The organism is Escherichia sp. MOD1-EC5495 (assembly GCF_002965965.1).
Lineage (GTDB): Bacteria > Pseudomonadota > Gammaproteobacteria > Enterobacterales > Enterobacteriaceae > Escherichia > Escherichia ruysiae.
Map to the genome: position 1 here is coordinate 1 of NZ_PTRI01000034.1, position 17548 is coordinate 17548.

Below are 17548 nucleotides of genomic sequence, written 5' to 3' on the forward strand. Positions count from 1 at the left end.
AATCCGTATCTTCGAGTGCCCACACAGATTGTCTGATAAATTGTTAAAGAGCAGTTGCGACGCGGCTTTCAGCTCACTGTCGCGAGGTGGCGTATATTACGCTTTCCTCTTTCAGAGTCAACCCTGAATTTCAGGATTTTTCTCTTCAACCGAACCGGCTGTTTGTGTGAAGTGATTCACATCCGCCGTGTCGATGGAGGCGCATTATAGGGAGTTCTCCTGAGGCCGCAATAGAAAAATTGCAAAAAAATGACTGACTGCTGCATTCCCCAGCAAAACCCCTATTTATACCTTTTTACGCACAGAGTTATCCACAATCATAAGCGTTATTTCTGTATTCCTGACCTGCTAACCACAATCGAAATGGTGCTCACCATCGAAACAAAAAAATTCGCGAGCGTTGCGCAAACGTTTTCGTTACAATGCGGGCGAAAAATAAAGATGCCCCGTTAGGGGCGTTAGCTGAGTTTTTCGCGAAAAATTCAGCTAACGCTCTCTGTAATAGTCAAATCCAGGGGATTTACCATGCAACAACGTCGTCCAGTCCGCCGCGCTCTGCTCAGTGTTTCTGACAAAGCAGGTATCGTCGAATTCGCTCAGGCACTTTCCGCACGCGGTGTGGAACTGCTATCTACAGGAGGCACTGCCCGACTGTTAGCAGAAAAGGGTCTGCCGGTGACCGAAGTTTCCGATTACACCGGTTTCCCGGAGATGATGGATGGACGTGTGAAGACTCTGCATCCGAAAGTACATGGTGGCATTCTGGGCCGTCGCGGCCAGGACGATGCCATTATGGAAGAACATCAGATCCAACCTATCGATATGGTGGTTGTTAACCTGTATCCGTTCGCCCAGACCGTTGCCCGTGAAGGCTGCTCGCTGGAAGATGCAGTTGAGAACATCGATATCGGCGGCCCAACGATGGTGCGCTCCGCAGCGAAGAACCATAAAGATGTCGCAATCGTGGTCAAGAGCAGCGACTACGACGCCATTATTAAAGAGATGGATGCCAACGAAGGATCGCTTCTGCTTGCAACCCGTTTCGACCTCGCTATCAAAGCCTTCGAACACACAGCCGCCTACGACAGCATGATTGCCAACTACTTCGGCAGCATGGTTCCGGCTTACCACGGTGAAAGCAAAGAAGCCGCCGGTCGCTTCCCACGCACGCTGAATCTGAACTTCATTAAGAAGCAGGATATGCGCTACGGCGAGAACAGCCACCAGCAGGCTGCCTTCTATATAGAAGAGAATGTGAAAGAAGCCTCCGTTGCCACCGCAACCCAAGTTCAGGGTAAAGCCCTTTCCTACAACAACATCGCCGATACCGATGCGGCGCTGGAGTGCGTAAAAGAGTTTGCAGAACCAGCCTGTGTCATTGTGAAACACGCTAACCCTTGCGGCGTAGCTATCGGCAATTCCATTCTTGATGCTTACGATCGTGCGTACAAAACAGACCCAACCTCCGCATTCGGCGGCATTATCGCCTTTAACCGCGAGCTGGATGCTGAAACAGCACAGGCCATCATTTCTCGTCAGTTTGTCGAAGTAATTATTGCACCGTCCGCCAGCGAAGAAGCCCTGAAAATCACCGCCGCCAAGCAGAACGTACGCGTTCTGACCTGTGGTCAGTGGGGCGAACGTATTCCAGGTCTTGATTTCAAACGCGTGAACGGCGGTCTGCTGGTTCAGGATCGCGATCTGGGCATGGTCGGTGCAGAAGAACTGCGTGTCGTGACCAAACGTCAGCCGACCGAGCAGGAACTGCGTGATGCGCTGTTCTGCTGGAAAGTGGCGAAGTTTGTGAAATCCAATGCCATCGTTTATGCCAAAAACAATATGACCATCGGGATTGGCGCAGGCCAGATGAGCCGCGTGTACTCCGCCAAAATCGCCGGTATTAAAGCTGCCGATGAAGGTCTGGAAGTAAAAGGTTCTTCTATGGCTTCTGACGCGTTCTTCCCGTTCCGTGATGGTATTGATGCTGCCGCCGCTGCCGGCGTGACCTGCGTAATCCAGCCTGGCGGTTCTATTCGTGATGACGAAGTAATTGCCGCCGCCGACGAGCACGGTATTGCAATGCTCTTCACCGACATGCGCCACTTCCGCCATTAATGGAGCGACAGATGAAAGTATTAGTCATTGGTAACGGCGGCCGCGAGCACGCGCTGGCCTGGAAAGCGGCGCAATCGCCGCTGGTTGAGACTGTTTTTGTTGCTCCGGGTAACGCTGGCACTGCGCTGGAGCCTGCACTGCAAAACGTCGCTATCGGCGTGACCGATATCCCGGCGCTGCTGGATTTCGCGCAAAACGAAAAGATTGATCTAACCATCGTCGGCCCGGAAGCGCCGCTGGTGAAAGGCGTAGTGGATACCTTCCGCGCCGCCGGGCTGAAAATCTTCGGCCCAACCGCAGGCGCCGCGCAACTGGAAGGCTCGAAAGCGTTTACCAAAGATTTCCTGGCCCGCCATAAGATCCCTACAGCGGAATACCAGAACTTCACCGAGGTAGAACCTGCGCTGGCGTATCTGCGTGAGAAAGGTGCCCCCATCGTCATTAAAGCTGACGGTCTGGCCGCCGGTAAAGGCGTTATCGTCGCGATGACGCTGGAAGAAGCCGAAGCGGCTGTTCACGATATGCTGGCGGGCAACGCCTTTGGCGACGCGGGTCATCGCATTGTTATCGAAGAGTTCCTCGATGGCGAAGAAGCGAGCTTTATAGTAATGGTTGACGGTGAGCATGTGCTGCCGATGGCCACCAGCCAGGATCACAAACGCGTAGGCGATAAAGATACCGGGCCAAACACCGGCGGAATGGGGGCTTACTCTCCTGCGCCGGTAGTGACCGATGAAGTTCATCAGCGCACCATGGAACGTATCATCTGGCCAACCGTGAAAGGCATGGCGGCGGAAGGCAATACCTACACCGGTTTTCTCTATGCAGGTTTGATGATCGACAAACAGGGCAACCCGAAGGTTATCGAATTTAACTGCCGCTTTGGCGATCCAGAAACCCAGCCGATTATGCTGCGCATGAAGTCCGATCTGGTTGAGCTCTGCCTGGCAGCCTGTGAAGGCAAGCTGGACGAGAAAACATCCGAGTGGGATGAACGCGCTTCCCTCGGCGTGGTGATGGCTGCGGGTGGATATCCGGGCGATTATCGCACTGGCGATGTGATCCACGGCCTGCCGCTGGAAGAAGTCGAAGGCGGTAAAGTGTTCCACGCGGGCACAAAACTGGCGGATGACGAGCAGGTAGTGACCAGCGGCGGGCGCGTACTGTGCGTCACCGCGCTGGGTCATACCGTAGCAGAGGCGCAGAAACGCGCTTATGCCTTAATGACCGATATCCACTGGGACGACTGCTTCTGCCGGAAAGATATCGGCTGGCGCGCTATCGAACGCGAGCAGAACTAACGCGACAGTTTTGCTAATAGCGTTTTGCGCGTAATCCCTAACTGACGGGCGGCTTCGGTTTTGTTGCCGCCCGTTTTCTCCAGCGCCGCCAGAATCACCTCTTTTTCCACTTCCACCAACGGCTGAATGTCCTGAGTTTGAGCCAGCGGGATCGGCGTACTGGCAATCGCCAGCGGCAGCTCGCGTTCGGAAATATATTCCCCAGTCAGCAGCACCACTGCCCGTTCTACCGCGTTTTCCAGTTCGCGAATATTGCCCGGCCAGTCGTAGTGAATCAGCAGATCCATCGCCTGGGGCGTAAAGCCTTTTATCGCCTTGCGATTGCGTTCAGCAAATCGCTGCAGAAAATGGCCAGCCAGTAGGGGAATATCCTCCCGTCGTTGCCGCAGCGACGGCACTTCAATTGCCACCACGTTCAGCCGATAGTAGAGATCCTGGCGAAAACGCCCGGCCTTTACCTCAGCGGCAAGATCGCGATGGGTCGCCGCAATCAGCCTGACATCAACCGAGATGGTCTGGTTGCTGCCGACACGCTGAACTTCGCGCTCCTGAATCGCACGCAGCAGACGCACCTGCATCATCGGCGAGATATCGCCAATTTCATCGAGAAACAACGTGCCGCCATCCGCCTCAACAAAGCGCCCTTCCCGGCGTTTATCAGCTCCAGTAAACGCCCCTTTTTCGTGACCGAACAATTCAGATTCCAGCAAGGATTCGTTGAGTGCCGCACAGTTGAGCGTTACCAGTGGTTTTTCACTCCGTGCGCTACTGGCGTGAATCGCCCTGGCGACCAGCTCTTTACCGGTGCCGGAATCGCCGTGGATCAGCACCGTGGCTTCCGATGGCGCGACGAGGGCGATTTCACTGAGCAGGTGTTGCATCGCCGGGCTTTTACCGACCATACCGAACTGGCTGGCAGACACCGCAGGCGTTTCAGCGTCAACACTGTGCGTATGTGCGAGCGCCTTTTCCAGCGTCGCCTGCAGGTTATCGAAATCCAGCGGCTTGATGAGATAATCCAGCGCCCCAGTTTTCAGTGCCTCTACCGCCGTCTCGACGCTGGAGTAAGCGGTCATAATCAGTACAGGAATCGCCGGATTTAACGCTTTGATCTCTTTTAGCGTGGCGATGCCGTCCATCTCCGCCATTCGCACATCGCAAAGTACAAGATCAAAAACCTGTTCCCGCACCTGCGCCAGCGCCTGTTGCCCACTATTCGCCAGCGCGACGTTATAGCCCCAGCCGCGCAGCAATGCCTGCAAGATGGTGCAGTGGCTAATGTCATCATCCACCACCAGAATATCGATATTATCGTGCGTCATCCTTGTGGGTCCTTACGCGTAATATTGACCGGAAACCAGAGGGTGAACGTTGCGCCTTTTCCCTCCTGGCTTGCGACCTGAATTGTACCACCGTGTTGTTCAACAATATTATGCACGACCGCCAGCCCCAGTCCGGTGCCTTCGGCTTTGGTGGTGAAGTATGGGGTGAAGATGGCTTCAAGCTGATCCGCCGCAATTCCTTTACCGCTGTCGGTAACGCTGATTTTCACGCCAGCACCGCTTTCGCTGGCCGTCACGCTAATCACGCCATGCTGACCAATCGCCTGAATGGCATTGAGATAGAGATTCAACAAGACCTGGGTCAGTCGGTCCGGATCGGCCTGAATTTGCGGCAACGTGTCGTTGGCAGTAAAGCGTAACTGGATCTCCCGGCTGTTTGCATCCTGGCTCACCAGCTGTAATGAATGGTTAATCAAGGTATTGAGATCCACCGCCTGCAAAGCCAGGTGCGTTGGCTTGACCAGTTCCAGCAACTCACTCACCACACGATTCAAACGGTCGGACTCTTTCGCCATTACCTGCGCCAGTTGATGCGCTTCCCCGCCCTCTGGTGCTCGTTCGGCAAAGTATTTCGCCAGCCCTTTAATTGAGGAAAGAGGATTGCGAATTTCATGGGCAACGCCTGCCGCCAGATGCCCCAGCGCCACCAGCTTCTCTTTGCGCTTCATCTCATCCTGTAGAAGCTTGCGCGAGCGCAGATATCGGCGATACCAGAAGAATGACAACACGCTTGCCAGCAGTACCGTCGCCAGGGCGAAGAGGATAATCAGGGTGTTGCGCTTCTCCCCAATCTTGGTTGCAACCAGATCACTGGCATCAACAGCGATAAAGATAGCCTGTTGTGCTTCTGCCTGTGGCACAGCTTTTCCGTTACAGCGCGGCATATTGTGCATACCATGCCGCCAGGGAGCTGACATTGGCTGGAACAAACGATAGACCTCAAGCGCAGGCGCAGTTTCCGCTTTCTCAAGCAGTCGCCAGCGGGAGTTTTCCTCTGGCTTTAACTGCTGCATTTCATCTGGCGAATAGAGTGCACGCCCGACCATTTCGGGGTCACTGTGAAGAATGATGATGCCCTGGGCATCGGTGACAGCAAACCACAATACCCCCGGCTGGCCTGCCATCTCTTCCAGAAGTGCCTGCTGCTGCATATGGTGCATTCGCATCCCCATCCCTACGCGACTTCCCGACTCCAGAGCGCGAATAAGCACATTACCTTTTTCCAGTAATGCCTGGCGGTCGGCCTCGCTTGCCCGCCCATAATCGCGAATCACCGTCACTGCAAACAATCCCACCAGCCCAACAATGACCACGGGGAGGATCGCGCTTAACCATTTAGCTAAGGAGTCTTTAGAACGTTGCATAAAACGCATCTTCTTCTTTGCCTGTTCATCCCTTTTTGACAGCAGAAATCATGCCATCTTTTATCAGCGCTTACCCTGCGCTGTAACACAAAGGCTTAAGTTTCAATGAGTAAAAATGACTCGCTACCCGCAGCAGGCGAGTCATTTTTACTCGTTTATCATGCCAGATTACCCGTCATATCAGCGTTTCATCGTTGGCACGGAAGATGCAATACCCGAAGTAAGACAACCACTGGAGGATTAACCATGAAACGGAACACGAAAATTGCCCTGGTGATGATGGCGCTTTCAGCAATGGCGATGGGATCGACATCTGCATTTGCTCACGGCGGACACGGTATGTGGCAGCAAAATGCCGCGCCTTTGACCAGCGAACAACAGACGGCGTGGCAGAAAATCCATAATGACTTTTACGCCCAAAGCAGCGCGCTGCAACAGCAACTGGTGACGAAGAGTTATGAATACAACGCTCTATTAGCCGCTAACCCACCGGATAGCAGCAAAATTAACGCGGTCGCCAAAGAGATGGAGAATTTGCGTCAGTCGTTAGATGAGTTGCGGGTGAAACGGGATATCGCGATGGCTGAAGCAGGTATTCCGCGCGGTGCCGGAATGGGCATGGGTTACGGCGGCTGTGGTGGTGGTCATATGGGTATGGGCCACTGGTAAACTAGAACGTTTTCTCGTTGGGTTGCCAGCGACAGAAATCAGAGTTTGCCACTAACAGTAATTGCGAACCTTCGGGCGCTTCCAGCCATGCCACGCTGACATCAACAGAAGAGCGGCTCTGGCGGCGCTCGATATGCGCTATCGCCTGTGAATCTAAATCAGGTTTAATGGTTTGCCCTTCGCAGGTGGTCACGGTCTGTTCCATCTCATGCCAGCGCCCCTGGCGCAGCACCACTCTCCCCTGGCGTAAAGCATCGCTAATTTGGCGGATTTGGTCAGCACGATAACGGTATAAATCGATTTGGTCGTTAGAAAGCTGCTGCTTTTCCCCGTCGGATTCACGTTGCATAAAGCTCAGGTCACCGCGATCGTCAAAACGCGCGCGGATATTCACCGGCGGTTTGCTATAAACGTTGATATTGATAAGCGTGAGGTTATCGCCCTGCCAGCGATACTCTCGCGTCGTGGTATCGCCATTGCGCCACGGACTGAACACAGCAAGCAAATGCACATTATCGCCGCTGTCTTTTCGCCAGATACGTACCGCGCCCTGGTCTTCAGCAAAACCACTGGCGGTAAAGGGAGGAAGTGAAGAGTTGTGGCTACAGGCAGCAAGAAACAGAGCGCCCGCCAGCATCAATGATCGACGCCAGAAAGACAAAAGGGGTGAAACCACCCCTTCGTTAAAACTGTTCACTGCCACGCAATCTTACTTAACTGCGTCTTTCAGTGCCTTGCCAGAAACAAATGCCGGTACGTTAGCTGCGGCGATTTTGATTTCTTTACCGGTCTGCGGGTTGCGGCCAGTACGCTCAGCGCGGTGGTTCACTTTGAAGGTTCCGAAACCAACCAGTTGTACAGCATCGCCTTCTTTCAGAGACTCAGTAATTGCAGCCAGAGTGGACTCCAGAGCAGCTTTAGCCTGGGTTTTGGACAGTTCTGCTTTCTCTGCAATTACATCAATCAGTTGAGTCTTGTTCATAAGTTATCCTTACAATGTGTTTATCGCTTGCTAAGCATCGAGTGCGACGGAAATGCCAGAATAGCACTCTCCTGCATACACGCACCGATAGCCACTTTTTTTCGCCCCCCAAATGTAGACCAGACGGGGGGCGAAAGGGAAGACTCCAGGTACGACAAATCAGGCGTTAATTCACGTTTTCTGGTCTTATTGCTGAAAAATTATACCAATATTGCTCTCACCCGCCTCACGCAGGTCGGCTCTAAGGCCTTTTATCAGCACAATGTCACGTTCTTCACACTCGGCTAAAAGTCGGAATATTTCCCACTGAATGTCCCATTCTTGCTCAACGGCTGGGTTTTCTTTCAGCTCTTCATCGCTCATTTCACGACCAGCCTGAGTCATTTCCAGCATCGCAACGGTAGTGATGGAGGTCTTACTCACTTCCACCGCATGTTCGAGCGTTTCGCCACTCAAACGCGAATGAACCAGTTCACTTAACGCCACGCAGGCATCGATTGCCGGATAAACGCCGTACAGATCGAAATCGTCCGCTGAAGGAATCGCTTCCTCAAATTTCTCCAGTTGGCTGTCGAAATTCACTTTTGCGTCTTTGACGGTCAGTGTTTCCCAGATGAGATCGAGAATACGGCGGTAAATTTGCCCATCACCAAAACCGGTTTGCTGGCAAAACATGGCGTAATTGGGGTACATGCGTTCGCATAAGCAGGCCATGAAAGTGACATGCTGCCAGCTTTCCAGGCGCTCCAGACGCAGATGAATCGGGTTTTGTAACATGTTGAGTTCTCAAATACGGAAATTATCCGCAGTTTACCTGAATTAGGGCTGATTTGCTGTATAGCGCACAAATGCCGGACGTTCCGAGGCCACGGCATCCGCCCAGCGCGTTGGCTCCGGCAGACGATAGCCTTTCATGCAGCGTTGTACCCACGCCAGCGCACTATCCACGCTGACCCGATGACCCGTAGCGATAAACAGCGGGTTGCAGCGTGCTTTGCTGCGCCAGACCCAGGCCAACTGCTCGCCTTTATCCATCAGCGGGGCCAGCGCGCCCGGTTCGCTGGAGAGCGGTTCGAATTTACCGCAGAGCCGTTTTTTCGCCACGCCTATCGTTGGCACATCCACCAATAAGCCAAAATGGCTGGCGACACCAAGACGGCGAGGATGCGAGATCCCATGACCATCGACAAACACTAAATCCGGCTTTTGCGACAGCATCTCCCACGCTGCCAGCAGCGCAGGATATTCGCGGAAGGAGAGAAAACCAGGAATGTAAGGCATGGTAGTGGCGATGCGGGCCACTTTATACTCCACCAGCTCAAGCGAGGGGTATTTCAGCAGCACCATCGCCGCTCGCGTCACTTCTCCGCCCTGCTCAAACCCGACATCGGCTCCGGCGATCAGATCCGGTGGATCTTTATCAAGTCGATCCTCGCGGATCACAGAAGAAGCCAGTTCAAGTTGTTGTGTGCGTAATGACGCGAGATCCATAACCACTCCTTACTGATGATAAGGCGCAGACAGGCGATGCACTGCCTCCACAAACACGCCAGCATGTTCTGGCGGCACATCCTGATGAATGCCGTGACCAAGGTTAAAGACATGACCTTCGCCGTGACCGAAACCTGCAAGTATAGTCGCTACTTCTTCTTCAATTCGGGCTGGCGGCGCGTACAGCATCGACGGGTCCATATTGCCCTGCAACGCGACTTTATTACCCACGCGGCGGCGCGCATCGGCGATGTCGGTTGTCCAGTCCAGTCCCAGCGCATCGCAACCGGTTTCCGCCATGGCTTCCAGCCACTGTCCGCCACCTTTGGTAAACAGTGTTACTGGTACGCGGCGACCGTCGTTTTCACGCAATAAACCATCAACAATTTTATGCATGTAATAGAGCGAGAATTGTTGGTAGTCGCGCCCGGTAAGCACGCCGCCCCAGGTGTCAAAAATCATCACTGCCTGAGCACCGGCTTTAATCTGCGCGTTCAGATACAGGGTGACGCTTTTCGCCAGTTTATCGAGCAGAGCGTGCAGTGCCTGCGGATCGGCATACATCATTTTTTTGATCACTGTGAAGGCTTTGCTGCTGCCGCCTTCCACCATGTAGGTCGCCAGCGTCCACGGGCTGCCGGAAAAACCAATCAACGGCACTTCGCCTTTCAGTTCGCGGCGAATGGTACGCACCGCGTTCATCACGTAACCCAGCTCATCTTCCGGGTCCGGAATTGGCAGTTTATCGACGTCAGCTTTGCAGGTGACTGGCGAGGTAAAACGCGGGCCTTCTCCGGCTTCAAAATAGAGCCCTAATCCCATCGCGTCCGGAACGGTGAGGATATCGGAAAAGAGGATCGCCGCGTCCAGCGGATAGCGACGCAACGGTTGCAAAGTCACTTCGCACGCCAGTTCGGCATTTTTGCACAGCGACATAAAATCGCCCGCTTGGGCGCGCGTGGCTTTATATTCTGGTAGATAGCGACCCGCCTGGCGCATCATCCATACTGGAGTGACATCAACGGGCTGGCGCAGCAGCGCCCGCAGATAACGATCGTTTTTAAGTTCGGTCATTTTGGCTATTCCTTAGTGCGTCAGGCGGTCAGTGTATCATCACTCATACTCTGCCCGACACATCGCCACCGTATCTTCTATCAGGCGGCGCGCCACGGTGCCGGGCGGTGGCAGTAAGGGTAAATCGTCGTAGCGATACCAGTTCGCCTCCAGCAGTTCTTTCGGGTCAATCACGATGTCGCCGCTGTCATAGTCCGCCATAAACGCAGTCATTAATGACTGAGGAAACGGCCACGGCTGAGAAGTCACGTAACGCAGGTTTTTGACTTTGATGCCACTCTCTTCCATTACTTCCCGCGCGACCGCCTGTTCGAGGGTTTCGCCCACTTCGACGAATCCGGCAAGTACCGTATGGACACCGTTACGATGGCGGGTATGCTGAGCGAGCAGGATTGAATCATTGCGGCGGATGGCAACGATAATGCAGGGGGCGATTTGCGGATAGTAACGCTCACGGCAGAGACTGCACAGCATCGCCCATTCTGTTTTGCTCGGGTACATTTCATGCCCGCAATACCCGCAGTATTTATGCGAGCGGTAAAACTCCGCCAGTTGCACGCCGCGTCCGGCTAGTTGAAACAACCCGACGTCCAGATCAATGACCTGGCGCACCGAGCCCATATCATGGCGACGCTGCTGTTGAACTAGCCAAACAGGTTCCCCCTGCCATTCGCCGATTTGTAGTGCGCGCTGACCCACAAGATCGAAATTTGCCGCTTCGCCATATGGCAATTCTCCCTTCGGCAACCATAATTTTTGCTCATGACTGACGACCCACCAGCCGTGATCTAATTTTTCAATTATACGATCCATAGCTCTTGCACTACCTTTGCATCACTGGCATGTTTAACATGGTTTTTACATTTCTCACTGAGCAGTTTTTGAATACAAACTTGCGGAGTCAATCATGCTTAACCAGCTCGATAACCTGACGGAGCACGTCAGAGGAAGTAACAAACTGGTTGATCGCTGGCTACATGTACGTAAGCATCTGCTCGTGGCTTACTACAATCTGGTTGGCATTAAGCCTGGCAAAGAATCGTACATGAGGCTAAACGAAAAAGCCCTTGATGATTTTTGCCAGAGTCTGGTCGATTATCTGTCTGCCGGACATTTCAGTATTTATGAGCGCATTCTTCATAAGCTGGAAGGCAACGGGCAACTCGCGCGCGCCGCAAAGATTTGGCCGCAACTGGAAGCCAATACACAACAGATTATGGATTACTACGATTCCAGCCTGGAAACCGCCATCGATCATGATAATTACCTTGAGTTTCAACAGGTTTTATCTGATATCGGCGAGGCGCTGGAAGCACGCTTTGTACTGGAAGATAAGCTGATTCTGCTGGTGCTTGATGCCGCCCGCGTCAAACATCTTGCTTGAGTTCTGCGCTGTTAACGCGTAATTTACATTCAACGCCCCGTTTTCGGGGCTAATTTCTTGTCGGAGTGCCTTAACTGGCTGAGACCGTTTATTCGGGATCCGCGGAACCTGATCAGGCTAATACCTGCGAAGGGAACAAGAGTTAATCTGCTATCGCATCGCCTTTGCGCGATCGTCTCTTGCTTCATCCGTCGTCTGACAAGCCACGTCCTTAACTTTTGGAATGAGCTATGTCTGCAACAAAACTAACCCGCCGCGAACAGCGCGCCCAGGCGCAACATTTTATCGACACCCTGGAAGGCACCGCCTTTCCCAACTCAAAACGCATTTACATCACTGGCACACAACCCGGCGTGCGCGTGCCGATGCGTGAGATCCAGCTTAGCCCGACGCTAATTGGCGGTAGCAAAGAACAGCCGCAGTACGAAGAAAACGAAGCGATTCCGGTCTACGACACCTCCGGCCCGTATGGCGATCCGCAGATTGCCATTAACGTGCAACAAGGGCTGGCAAAACTACGCCAGCCGTGGATCGATGCGCGCGGCGATACCGAAGAACTTACCGTGCGCAGCTCCGATTACACTAAAGCGCGGCTGGCAGATGATGGCCTCGACGAGCTGCGTTTTAGCGGCGTCTTGACGCCAAAACGCGCCAAAGCAGGCCGCCGCGTCACACAGCTGCACTACGCCCGCCGGGGCATCATCACACCTGAGATGGAATTCATCGCCATTCGCGAGAATATGGGGCGCGAGCGCATTCGTAGCAAAGTTTTGCGCCACCAGCATCCGGGAATGAGCCTTGGCGCACGTCTGCCGGAAAATATCACTGCGGAATTTGTCCGTGATGAAGTCGCTGCCGGACGCGCGATTATCCCCGCCAACATTAATCACCCTGAATCAGAGCCGATGATTATTGGTCGTAACTTCCTGGTAAAAGTTAACGCTAATATCGGCAACTCGGCGGTCACCTCTTCCATCGAAGAAGAAGTGGAAAAGCTGGTGTGGTCTACGCGCTGGGGAGCGGATACGGTGATGGATCTTTCCACCGGCCGCTATATTCACGAAACCCGCGAATGGATTTTACGTAACAGCCCGGTGCCGATTGGTACTGTGCCGATCTACCAGGCGCTGGAAAAGGTTAACGGGATCGCGGAAGATCTTACCTGGGAAGCGTTCCGCGACACGCTGCTGGAACAGGCCGAACAGGGCGTAGATTACTTCACGATTCATGCGGGCGTTCTCCTGCGCTACGTGCCAATGACCGCGAAACGCCTGACCGGTATTGTGTCGCGCGGCGGTTCGATTATGGCGAAATGGTGCCTCTCCCATCATAAGGAAAACTTCCTCTATCAACACTTCCGTGAAATTTGTGAAATCTGCGCCGCCTATGACGTTTCGCTGTCGCTGGGCGACGGCCTGCGACCCGGTTCGATTCAGGACGCCAACGATGAAGCGCAATTTGCCGAGCTGCATACGCTGGGCGAACTGACCAAAATCGCCTGGGAATATGACGTACAGGTGATGATTGAAGGCCCCGGGCATGTGCCGATGCAGATGATTCGTCGCAATATGACCGAGGAGTTAGAGCACTGCCATGAAGCGCCGTTCTATACCCTCGGGCCGCTAACTACCGATATCGCACCGGGCTATGACCACTTCACGTCGGGGATTGGCGCGGCGATGATCGGCTGGTTTGGCTGCGCGATGCTCTGTTACGTAACGCCGAAAGAGCACCTGGGTCTGCCTAATAAAGAAGATGTTAAGCAAGGGCTTATCACCTATAAGATTGCCGCCCACGCTGCCGACCTGGCAAAAGGGCATCCGGGCGCGCAAATTCGCGATAACGCCATGTCGAAAGCCCGCTTCGAATTTCGCTGGGAAGACCAGTTTAATCTGGCTCTCGACCCGTTTACCGCCCGCGCTTATCACGATGAAACCCTGCCGCAAGAGTCCGGCAAAGTCGCCCATTTTTGCTCCATGTGCGGGCCGAAATTCTGCTCAATGAAAATTAGCCAGGAGGTGCGCGATTACGCCGCCGCGCAAACCATTGAAGTGGGAATGGCGGATATGTCGGAGAACTTCCGCGCCAGAGGCGGAGACATCTATCTGCGTAAGGAGGAAGCGTGATGTATCAGCCTGATTTTCCTCCTGTACCTTTTCATTTAGGACTGTACCCGGTGGTGGACAGCGTACAGTGGATCGAACGTCTGCTGGACGCTGGCGTGCGAACCCTCCAGCTACGCATCAAAGATCAGCGCGATGAAGAGGTGGAAGCCGATGTAGTAGCGGCAATTGCGCTGGGTCGCCGCTATAACGCGCGGCTGTTTATTAATGATTACTGGCGGCTGGCGATCAAGCATCAGGCATATGGCGTCCATCTGGGGCAGGAAGATTTGCAATCTACCGATCTTGAGGCCATCCGCGCGGCAGGCCTGCGGCTGGGCGTTTCGACCCATGACGATATGGAAATCGACGTCGCGCTGGCAGCTCGCCCTTCTTATATCGCGCTGGGACATGTGTTCCCGACACAAACCAAACAGATGCCTTCTGCACCGCAGGGGCTGGAGCAACTGGCACGGCATATTGAGCGTCTGGGGGATTATCCCTCCGTGGCGATTGGCGGTATCAGTCTGGCGCGCGCGCCTGCGGTGATGGCGACGGGTGTCGGCAGTATCGCCGTCGTCAGTGCCATTACCCAGGCGGCAGACTGGCGTTTGGCAACTGCACAATTGCTGGAAATAGCAGGAGTTGGCGATGAATGACCGTGACTTTATGCGTTACAGCCGTCAAATCCTGCTCGATGATATCGCTCTTGAAGGGCAGCAAAAACTGCTCGACAGCCAGGTACTGATTATCGGCCTTGGCGGGCTGGGTACGCCCGCTGCGTTGTACCTGGCGGGTGCTGGCGTCGGGACGCTGGTACTGGCAGATGACGACGATGTGCATTTAAGCAATCTGCAACGACAAATCCTCTTTACCACTGAAGATATCGATCGCCCGAAATCGCAGGTCTGCCAACAACGACTGACACAGTTAAATCCCGATATTCAACTGACGGCATTACAACAACGGTTAACGGGTGAGGCGTTAAAAGATGCGGTAGCACAAGCCGATGTAGTGCTCGACTGTACTGACAATATGGCGACTCGACAGGAGATTAATGCCGCTTGCGTGGCACTCAACACGCCGCTTATTACCGCCAGCGCGGTCGGATTTGGCGGTCAGTTGATGGTATTAACGCCGCCCTGGGAGCACGGTTGTTATCGCTGTCTGTGGCCGGATAACCAGGAGCCAGAACGCAATTGCCGCACGGCAGGCGTGGTTGGTCCGGTGGTCGGAGTAATGGGCACTTTGCAGGCACTGGAAGCGATTAAGTTATTGAGCGGTATTGAGACGCCTGCGGGAGAACTCCGACTGTTCGACGGTAAATCGAGCCTGTGGCGCAGCCTGGCGTTGCGCCGTGCCAATGGTTGCCCGGTATGTGGAGGATGCAATGCAGATCCTGTTTAACGACCAACCGATGCAGTGCGCAGCCGGACAAACTGTTCACGAGCTGCTGGAACAACTCGATCAGCTAAAAGTGGGCGCGGCACTGGCGATTAATCAGCAAATCGTCCCGCGTGAGCAGTGGGCACAACATATCGTGCAGGATGGTGACCAGATCCTGCTTTTTCAGGTTATTGCAGGAGGTTGAGATGTTACGTATCGCGGACAAAACGTTTGATTCACATCTGTTTACCGGCACCGGGAAATTCTCCTCTTCACAACTGATGGTGGAGGCGATCCGCGCTTCCGGTAGTCAGCTGGTGACGCTGGCGATGAAACGCGTCGACTTGCGCCAGCACAATGACGCTATCCTCGATCCGCTTATCGCGGCGGGTGTGACACTGCTGCCGAATACTTCCGGGGCGAAAACGGCGGAAGAAGCTATCTTCGCCGCCCATCTGGCACGCGAAGCTCTGGGCACACACTGGCTGAAGCTGGAGATTCACCCTGACGCCCGCTGGCTGTTGCCCGATCCCATCGAAACCCTGAAAGCCGCCGAAACACTGGTACAACAGGGATTTGTTGTACTGCCTTACTGCGGTGCCGATCCGGTGTTGTGCAAACGTCTGGAAGAAGTGGGCTGTGCAGCGGTGATGCCGCTCGGCGCACCGATTGGCTCTAATCAAGGACTGGAAACCCGCGCCATGTTGGAGATTATTATCCAGCAGGCCACGGTTCCGGTGGTCGTTGATGCTGGCATCGGCGTTCCCAGCCATGCCGCGCAGGCGCTGGAAATAGGAGCCGATGCGGTATTGGTAAATACGGCAATTGCTGTCGCGGACGATCCCGTCAACATGGCGAAGGCATTTCGCCTGGCGGTAGAAGCGGGTCTGCTGGCACGTCAGGCCGGACCTGGCAGTCGCAGTCATTTTGCTCATGCCACCAGCCCACTGACCGGATTTCTGGAGGCATCGGCATGAAAACCTTCAGCGACCGCTGGCGGCAACTGGACTGGGACGACATCCGCCTGCGTATCAACAGCAAAACAGCAGCTGACGTAGAGCGGGCGCTGAGTGCCTCAAAACTCACCCGCGACGATATGATGGCGCTGCTATCGCCTGCCGCCAGTGACTACCTGGAACCACTGGCTCAACGGGCGCAGCGTCTGACTCGTCAGCGATTTGGCAACGTCGTCAGCTTCTACGTCCCGCTTTATCTTTCCAATCTTTGCGCTAACGACTGCACGTACTGTGGATTTTCCATGAGCAACCGCATCAAGCGCAAAACGCTGGATGAAGCGGATATCGTCAGAGAAAGCGCCGCTATTCGGGAAATGGGCTTTGAACATCTGTTGCTGGTCACTGGTGAACATCAGGCAAAAGTGGGAATGGATTACTTTCGCCGCCATCTCCCTGCCCTGCGTAAACAATTCTCCTCACTACAGATGGAAGTGCAACCGCTGGCAGAAGCGGAATACGTCGAGTTAAAACAGCTTGGTCTGGATGGGGTGATGGTTTATCAAGAGACGTATCACGAGGCGACATATGCCCGCCATCATCTGAAAGGGAAAAAACAGGACTTCTTCTGGCGACTGGAAACACCGGATCGGCTGGGTCGTGCGGGGATTGATAAGATTGGTCTTGGCGCACTAATCGGCCTTTCCGACAACTGGCGCGTTGACTGCTATATGGTTGCCGAGCATTTGCTATGGCTGCAACAGCATTACTGGCAGAGCCGCTACTCTGTCTCCTTCCCGCGCCTGCGCCCGTGTACTGGCGGGATTGAGCCAGCGTCGATTATGGATGAACGCCAGTTAGTGCAAACCATCTGCGCTTTCCGGCTGCTTGCACCGGAGATTGAACTGTCACTCTCCACGCGAGAATCACCGTGGTTTCGCGATCGCGTTATTCCGCTGGCAATTAATAACGTCAGCGCCTTCTCGAAAACGCAGCCAGGTGGCTATGCCGACAATCACCCCGAACTGGAACAATTCTCACCGCACGACGATCGCCGACCAGAAGCTGTGGCAGCTGCGTTAACCGCTCAGGGTTTGCAGCCGGTATGGAAAGACTGGGACAGCTATCTGGGACGCGACTCGCAAAGGCGATGAGACAGAATGTAAGGACGTAAATTTATTCCGAGCCACTACGGAAGATGAAAAACGCAAGGTTGTTGAAAGCCTTGCGTTTTTTTATGGTAGTGCCGTCAGCAGGAATGTTGTCCAGGGCGAAAAGCTTCTTCCTCGTTTCGCCCTGCCTTTCTTAAAAATTTCACAATGCAAAGTCTGGAGTCACTACCTGTTGAACAATGAAAGAGATCTGATTGTAAGAGAGTAAATAC

The 17548-nt window shown here is 54.1% G+C and carries 19 protein-coding genes and 1 riboswitch; of the genes, 11 read left to right on the forward strand and 8 right to left on the reverse strand.

Annotated elements, in window-relative coordinates:
• The first annotated feature begins 525 nt into the window (after positions 1 to 525).
• The gene (purH, locus tag BEG40_RS20260) at positions 526 to 2115 is read left to right on the forward strand and encodes a bifunctional phosphoribosylaminoimidazolecarboxamide formyltransferase/IMP cyclohydrolase (protein ID WP_001187545.1); all 1590 of its coding nucleotides are present in this window, start codon (positions 526 to 528) and stop codon (positions 2113 to 2115) included.
• 11 nt (positions 2116 to 2126) lie between these two features.
• On the forward strand, positions 2127 to 3416 hold the full coding sequence (gene purD / locus BEG40_RS20265; protein WP_000866814.1) for a phosphoribosylamine--glycine ligase: 1290 nt from the start codon (positions 2127 to 2129) through the stop codon (positions 3414 to 3416).
• Here the strand turns inward: purD and zraR are convergent.
• Positions 3413 to 4738 (reverse strand): sigma-54-dependent response regulator transcription factor ZraR, encoded by a 1326-nt coding sequence (gene zraR / locus BEG40_RS20270; RefSeq protein ID WP_105286017.1) that lies wholly within the window; start codon positions 4736 to 4738, stop codon positions 3413 to 3415. The genes purD and zraR overlap by 4 nt on opposite strands.
• Positions 4735 to 6132, reverse strand: coding sequence for a two-component system sensor histidine kinase ZraS (zraS, locus tag BEG40_RS20275; protein ID WP_105286018.1), 1398 nt, complete (start codon positions 6130 to 6132; stop codon positions 4735 to 4737). Before zraS ends, zraR begins: the two co-directional genes overlap by 4 nt.
• Before the next feature lie 106 nt (positions 6133 to 6238).
• Here zraS and BEG40_RS22205 point away from each other — a divergent pair, with 106 nt between their 5' ends.
• Together BEG40_RS22205 and zraP are read left to right on the forward strand one after the other, a co-directional pair.
• Positions 6239 to 6367: a hypothetical protein gene (locus tag BEG40_RS22205; protein ID WP_001297563.1), complete on the forward strand. Its 129-nt coding sequence runs from the start codon at positions 6239 to 6241 to the stop codon at positions 6365 to 6367.
• Between the two features lie 2 nt (positions 6368 to 6369).
• Positions 6370 to 6792, forward strand: a complete 423-nt coding sequence (gene zraP / locus BEG40_RS20285; protein WP_105286019.1) for a zinc resistance sensor/chaperone ZraP — start codon at positions 6370 to 6372, stop codon at positions 6790 to 6792.
• Position 6793: 1 nt separating this feature from the next.
• Here the strand turns inward: zraP and BEG40_RS20290 are convergent, their stop codons facing one another.
• The 6 genes from BEG40_RS20290 to nudC all read right to left on the reverse strand — a co-directional run bounded on the left by BEG40_RS20290 (position 6794) and on the right by nudC (position 11152).
• Complete coding sequence (locus BEG40_RS20290) at positions 6794 to 7489, reverse strand: DUF1481 domain-containing protein (protein ID WP_105286027.1); 696 nt, start codon at positions 7487 to 7489, stop codon at positions 6794 to 6796.
• Positions 7490 to 7501: 12 nt separating this feature from the next.
• Positions 7502 to 7774 (reverse strand): nucleoid-associated protein HU-alpha, encoded by a 273-nt coding sequence (gene hupA, locus BEG40_RS20295; RefSeq protein WP_001044513.1) that lies wholly within the window; start codon positions 7772 to 7774, stop codon positions 7502 to 7504.
• A gap of 186 nt (positions 7775 to 7960) precedes the next feature.
• Positions 7961 to 8551: a YjaG family protein gene (locus tag BEG40_RS20300; RefSeq protein WP_105286020.1), complete on the reverse strand. Its 591-nt coding sequence runs from the start codon at positions 8549 to 8551 to the stop codon at positions 7961 to 7963.
• 42 nt (positions 8552 to 8593) lie between these two features.
• Positions 8594 to 9265: a deoxyribonuclease V gene (nfi, locus tag BEG40_RS20305; protein WP_000362401.1), complete on the reverse strand. Its 672-nt coding sequence runs from the start codon at positions 9263 to 9265 to the stop codon at positions 8594 to 8596.
• A 9-nt stretch (positions 9266 to 9274) separates the two neighbouring features.
• Positions 9275 to 10339 (reverse strand): uroporphyrinogen decarboxylase, encoded by a 1065-nt coding sequence (gene hemE, locus BEG40_RS20310; protein ID WP_000137656.1) that lies wholly within the window; start codon positions 10337 to 10339, stop codon positions 9275 to 9277.
• Between the two features lie 39 nt (positions 10340 to 10378).
• The gene (gene nudC / locus BEG40_RS20315) at positions 10379 to 11152 is read right to left on the reverse strand and encodes an NAD(+) diphosphatase (protein ID WP_105286021.1); all 774 of its coding nucleotides are present in this window, start codon (positions 11150 to 11152) and stop codon (positions 10379 to 10381) included.
• Between the two features lie 94 nt (positions 11153 to 11246).
• On the opposite strand from nudC, the gene BEG40_RS20320 reads away from it, so the two are divergent.
• The 7 genes from BEG40_RS20320 to thiH all read left to right on the forward strand — a co-directional run bounded on the left by BEG40_RS20320 (position 11247) and on the right by thiH (position 17318).
• Positions 11247 to 11723 (forward strand): Rsd/AlgQ family anti-sigma factor, encoded by a 477-nt coding sequence (locus BEG40_RS20320; protein ID WP_000934292.1) that lies wholly within the window; start codon positions 11247 to 11249, stop codon positions 11721 to 11723.
• Between the two features lie 51 nt (positions 11724 to 11774).
• A riboswitch (TPP riboswitch) is annotated at positions 11775 to 11875 on the forward strand.
• Between the two features lie 78 nt (positions 11876 to 11953).
• Positions 11954 to 13849: a phosphomethylpyrimidine synthase ThiC gene (thiC, locus tag BEG40_RS20325; RefSeq protein ID WP_001276914.1), complete on the forward strand. Its 1896-nt coding sequence runs from the start codon at positions 11954 to 11956 to the stop codon at positions 13847 to 13849.
• A complete protein-coding gene (thiE, locus tag BEG40_RS20330) occupies positions 13849 to 14484 on the forward strand; it encodes a thiamine phosphate synthase (RefSeq protein WP_000284586.1) in 636 nt (211 codons plus the stop codon). The genes thiC and thiE overlap by 1 nt, the downstream gene beginning before the upstream one ends.
• On the forward strand, positions 14477 to 15232 hold the full coding sequence (gene thiF, locus BEG40_RS20335) for a thiazole biosynthesis adenylyltransferase ThiF (protein ID WP_105286022.1): 756 nt from the start codon (positions 14477 to 14479) through the stop codon (positions 15230 to 15232). Before thiE ends, thiF begins: the two co-directional genes overlap by 8 nt.
• Positions 15216 to 15416: a sulfur carrier protein ThiS gene (thiS, locus tag BEG40_RS20340; protein ID WP_105286023.1), complete on the forward strand. Its 201-nt coding sequence runs from the start codon at positions 15216 to 15218 to the stop codon at positions 15414 to 15416. Before thiF ends, thiS begins: the two co-directional genes overlap by 17 nt.
• A gap of 1 nt (position 15417) precedes the next feature.
• Entirely contained in the window at positions 15418 to 16188 is a 771-nt protein-coding gene (gene thiG / locus BEG40_RS20345) for a thiazole synthase (RefSeq protein WP_105286024.1), read from the forward strand.
• A complete protein-coding gene (thiH, locus tag BEG40_RS20350; RefSeq protein WP_105286025.1) occupies positions 16185 to 17318 on the forward strand; it encodes a 2-iminoacetate synthase ThiH in 1134 nt (377 codons plus the stop codon). The genes thiG and thiH overlap by 4 nt, the downstream gene beginning before the upstream one ends.
• Positions 17319 to 17548 lie beyond the last annotated feature (230 nt).

Coding starts and splice junctions, on each gene's coding strand:
- hupA (WP_001044513.1), bottom strand. CDS start 7,774: ATGAACAAGACTCAACTGATTGATGTAATTGCAGAGAAAGCAGAACTG.
- thiG (WP_105286024.1), top strand. CDS start 15,418: ATGTTACGTATCGCGGACAAAACGTTTGATTCACATCTGTTTACCGGC.
- hemE (WP_000137656.1), bottom strand. CDS start 10,339: ATGACCGAACTTAAAAACGATCGTTATCTGCGGGCGCTGCTGCGCCAG.
- purD (WP_000866814.1), top strand. CDS start 2,127: ATGAAAGTATTAGTCATTGGTAACGGCGGCCGCGAGCACGCGCTGGCC.
- zraS (WP_105286018.1), bottom strand. CDS start 6,132: ATGCGTTTTATGCAACGTTCTAAAGACTCCTTAGCTAAATGGTTAAGC.
- thiF (WP_105286022.1), top strand. CDS start 14,477: ATGAATGACCGTGACTTTATGCGTTACAGCCGTCAAATCCTGCTCGAT.
- nfi (WP_000362401.1), bottom strand. CDS start 9,265: ATGGATCTCGCGTCATTACGCACACAACAACTTGAACTGGCTTCTTCT.
- BEG40_RS20320 (WP_000934292.1), top strand. CDS start 11,247: ATGCTTAACCAGCTCGATAACCTGACGGAGCACGTCAGAGGAAGTAAC.
- thiC (WP_001276914.1), top strand. CDS start 11,954: ATGTCTGCAACAAAACTAACCCGCCGCGAACAGCGCGCCCAGGCGCAA.
- zraR (WP_105286017.1), bottom strand. CDS start 4,738: ATGACGCACGATAATATCGATATTCTGGTGGTGGATGATGACATTAGC.
- purH (WP_001187545.1), top strand. CDS start 526: ATGCAACAACGTCGTCCAGTCCGCCGCGCTCTGCTCAGTGTTTCTGAC.
- BEG40_RS22205 (WP_001297563.1), top strand. CDS start 6,239: ATGACTCGCTACCCGCAGCAGGCGAGTCATTTTTACTCGTTTATCATG.
- BEG40_RS20300 (WP_105286020.1), bottom strand. CDS start 8,551: ATGTTACAAAACCCGATTCATCTGCGTCTGGAGCGCCTGGAAAGCTGG.
- thiS (WP_105286023.1), top strand. CDS start 15,216: ATGCAGATCCTGTTTAACGACCAACCGATGCAGTGCGCAGCCGGACAA.
- thiH (WP_105286025.1), top strand. CDS start 16,185: ATGAAAACCTTCAGCGACCGCTGGCGGCAACTGGACTGGGACGACATC.
- zraP (WP_105286019.1), top strand. CDS start 6,370: ATGAAACGGAACACGAAAATTGCCCTGGTGATGATGGCGCTTTCAGCA.
- thiE (WP_000284586.1), top strand. CDS start 13,849: ATGTATCAGCCTGATTTTCCTCCTGTACCTTTTCATTTAGGACTGTAC.
- nudC (WP_105286021.1), bottom strand. CDS start 11,152: ATGGATCGTATAATTGAAAAATTAGATCACGGCTGGTGGGTCGTCAGT.